This is a genomic window from Bradyrhizobium vignae (genome assembly GCF_004114425.1).
Classification (GTDB): Bacteria; Pseudomonadota; Alphaproteobacteria; order Rhizobiales; family Xanthobacteraceae; genus Bradyrhizobium; species Bradyrhizobium vignae.
This window is the reverse complement of the sequence record NZ_RDQF01000131.1, coordinates 1-2,588: the sequence shown is the minus strand read 5'-3', so window position 1 is coordinate 2,588 and position 2,588 is coordinate 1. Positions and strand designations below refer to the sequence as shown.

The following is a 2,588-nucleotide window of genomic DNA, read 5'->3' as shown; positions in this document are numbered from 1 at the left end:
CGCGCAACCACGATCCGCCGCCAGGAAACATGGTGGTGTGGCGAGGCCTAACACGCCTCAATGACATCGCCTTCGGCCTCTCAATCAGAACTCGTCGACGATGTGGGTAATTGAAAGCATCACCGGAGGCTTACGCTGCTCTCGAATGAACAGCAGGTGTGCCTTGCTGCGTTTGCCTGGAGGCTCCTTCGGGAAGGCAAGGCCAACCTGCTGCGTTTCATCCTCAGAGGCTCGAGCTTGCCCCGCGTCACCCCCGAACTGCTGTTTGATCAGCACCTGTTCGCCAGACAATGCGTCTTCCTGTTGTGCCGAGTTGAATTCGGTATTGGCCGCTGCGTCGAGCCGCTTCCGGTAAGCCGCCTCAACCAGTCGCGCGTCTGCTTCCCTGAGGGTGCTTTTGAGCGGAAGGCTTGTCTTAGCCCAAACGAGGAGACCATCTCCGTCGGCAAGCTCGCCAAGCTGGCTCAATAAGCGCTCCCGCAGCTCGGCCGACAAAGTCTCGCTGAGCACAGGTGACCGGTCCAGTACGGCCCTGACCGGTTTTGCTCTCGGTGCCGGCAAGATCTTCGGTTCGGTGAGGTCGGAGGCTGCCGCAACTGCATTCGGTGCATCCAGATCGTCCTCGCCAGCAATGCCGACCAGCGTGAAGAGCGCATAGCGCCGTGCATAGGTCAGCGCCGCCCCCATCCGGTGTGGCGCGGCGGTTTCGGCGACCGGGGCACACCGGCCAGTCGGACGCAATCCATTCGCCGGAGGTGTGGAGCAGGGTGGTCGTGAGCTTGATCAGACCGCTCTCACTTGCGTGCGTTTCTTCCGTGGCTCGCCAGAATTACGACCGCGGACGAGCTGGAACAGGCGCTTCAGACGCTCGACGCTCCTCGCGCGCGCCAGCTCAGAGAGGGCTGCCCGAGAGGTAAGTTCAGGAGCGCCAAAGCCTGGATAAGGCCGTCCGGAGTGCAGCGATCGACATGCTTGCGACGATGGTCATGGGGCTAGGGGCACCGAGCGCGGAGCTCCGGATTGCGATGGCGAGCGCCGTTCTGAGCGATGAGGTGCCTGAGCGCGAGCTTGAGCTCGAACGCGCATGTGATGCGATGTTTGACGAGGCGCTCGATCGCTTGATGCGATTGAAGGCGGCCGAGCGGCGCATCTCTTTGGAAGAGCGGAGCCGCTTCCATCAGGCGAAGGCTTCACGAGACGCGGCAAAGCAATGCAACAATTGGTGCTCTGGGGAGTAACGATGACACAACGAGATCGTGAGACGCACTTTGAAAGCGCGGCGGAGCGGCGGCCGCCCGACGCGTTCGACGAGAACCGTCGTCAGATCGAGGCCGCGATCAGGCCGCGCGATCGCATTGAACAACTATACGCTGAAGATTTTGCGTATAGCAGCCTGCAGATTTCGCCGTTGCGCCGGGCCGAGTCTCACTTCCTCGCCGCGCGTGCGTGGGAGGCGCTCTATGCGCAGCTTGTCCGCGATCAGCCAGCGATGGCCGACGGCGATCGCGTGGCCTTGATGGAGCGCTGGTCACGTGGTGACCCGGAGGCAAGGGGCGAGGTGGCGGCCATCCTCAAGAACGCCGGCCTGACCGAACTTGGCATCGAGTTCCGACGCGGTGCTCCATTCCTTGGCCACATTGATTGCACTCTAGCGGTTGCAAGCATCTAAGGCCGCGCGCCGCGACAAGGCGCTCGCCGCCATCCCGTTCCATCGGCGCGTGCAGGCGCAGGATCGACAGCACCAGCTGACACGGACAAAGCATGGCGACACCATCACCGGCGAAGGTCCGAATTTGGAGCAGCCGCCAAGCGATGACTACTGAACGTCTACGCGCCGCCAATCGCGCCAATGCGCAACGCAGCACCGGCCCAAGATCCCCCACGGGAAAGGCGCGCGCGAGCTACAATGCGCACCGCCATGGCCTCGCCGCGCAAGCGCAGTTGGATTCCAGTCAGCTCGAGCGCGCCGAGCAACTCGCCTGCGCGCTCATGGAGGCGATCTCAAGGGCGGGAGTCGCAAATGCGCAGAACGAAGCCAAATTTGCCGAGGCGATTCAATGCAGCTCTGCCCATTGCGGACCCTGAGAAGTTGATCAAAGCCGGTTCCAGGAACCCCGTCCCCCGACATGGTTAATGGCTCGGCAAGGAGATTGTCCGATGTCCCATGCCAGTCCGTTGGTCAGATGCGAGCCGCCCCGCTTGATCAAATGTGTAGAGGTCCACGAGAGCCGTTCCGCCCGCGCGCGTTTTCAGCGATCGGAAAAAATTCATGGTGAGCGCTGTACGCTCCAAACAAATATGACGCCGCCAAGACAAGAACCGCATGAGCGGCCCGAGACATAGGTGACAGTCCGTACCGGGCACATGGGTTACACTTTCCGCTTTTGTTCTGCGGGAGGTGTGGGTGGATGCCGTGGAAAGCGAGTTCGGTAATGGAGGAGCGCCTTCGCTTTGTCGCCCCCCTGTTGGACGGGGAAGCCATGACGGATGTCTGCCGGGAGTTCGGCATCTCCCGTAAGACCGGCTACAAGATTTTCGATCGCTACAAGGAACATGGCCTGGAGGCGCTGAGCGACCGCTCCAGGCGG

Annotated in this window: 5 protein-coding genes; 4 read left to right on the top strand and 1 reads right to left on the bottom strand. The window is 62.0% G+C overall.

Features of this window, described 5'->3' with window-relative positions:
- Window positions 1-84: 84 nt before the first annotated feature.
- Window positions 85-741 carry an ERF family protein gene (locus tag EAV90_RS39020; protein WP_245509741.1) on the bottom strand — a complete coding sequence of 219 codons (657 nt, stop codon included), beginning with the start codon at window positions 739-741 and terminating at the stop codon, window positions 85-87.
- 227 nt (window positions 742-968) lie between these two features.
- Here EAV90_RS39020 and EAV90_RS39015 point away from each other — a divergent pair, with 227 nt between their 5' ends.
- The 4 genes from EAV90_RS39015 to EAV90_RS39000 all read left to right on the top strand — a co-directional run.
- Entirely contained in the window at window positions 969-1,238 is a 270-nt protein-coding gene (locus EAV90_RS39015) for a hypothetical protein (protein ID WP_129146465.1), read from the top strand.
- Window positions 1,239-1,240: 2 nt separating this feature from the next.
- Window positions 1,241-1,669, top strand: coding sequence for a hypothetical protein (locus EAV90_RS39010; protein ID WP_129146464.1), 429 nt, complete (start codon window positions 1,241-1,243; stop codon window positions 1,667-1,669).
- A gap of 92 nt (window positions 1,670-1,761) precedes the next feature.
- Window positions 1,762-2,085, top strand: a complete 324-nt coding sequence (locus EAV90_RS39005) for a hypothetical protein (RefSeq protein ID WP_129146463.1) — start codon at window positions 1,762-1,764, stop codon at window positions 2,083-2,085.
- A 323-nt stretch (window positions 2,086-2,408) separates the two neighbouring features.
- A partial coding sequence (locus EAV90_RS39000; RefSeq protein ID WP_164937305.1) for a helix-turn-helix domain-containing protein occupies window positions 2,409-2,588 on the top strand: 180 nt, incomplete at its 3' end.

What these genes read in the sequence shown, in the direction of transcription:
- EAV90_RS39015 (WP_129146465.1), top strand. Translation starts at nt 969, where the DNA reads ATGCTTGCGACGATGGTCATGGGGCTAGGGGCACCGAGCGCGGAGCTC.
- EAV90_RS39005 (WP_129146463.1), top strand. Translation starts at nt 1,762, where the DNA reads ATGGCGACACCATCACCGGCGAAGGTCCGAATTTGGAGCAGCCGCCAA.
- EAV90_RS39010 (WP_129146464.1), top strand. Translation starts at nt 1,241, where the DNA reads ATGACACAACGAGATCGTGAGACGCACTTTGAAAGCGCGGCGGAGCGG.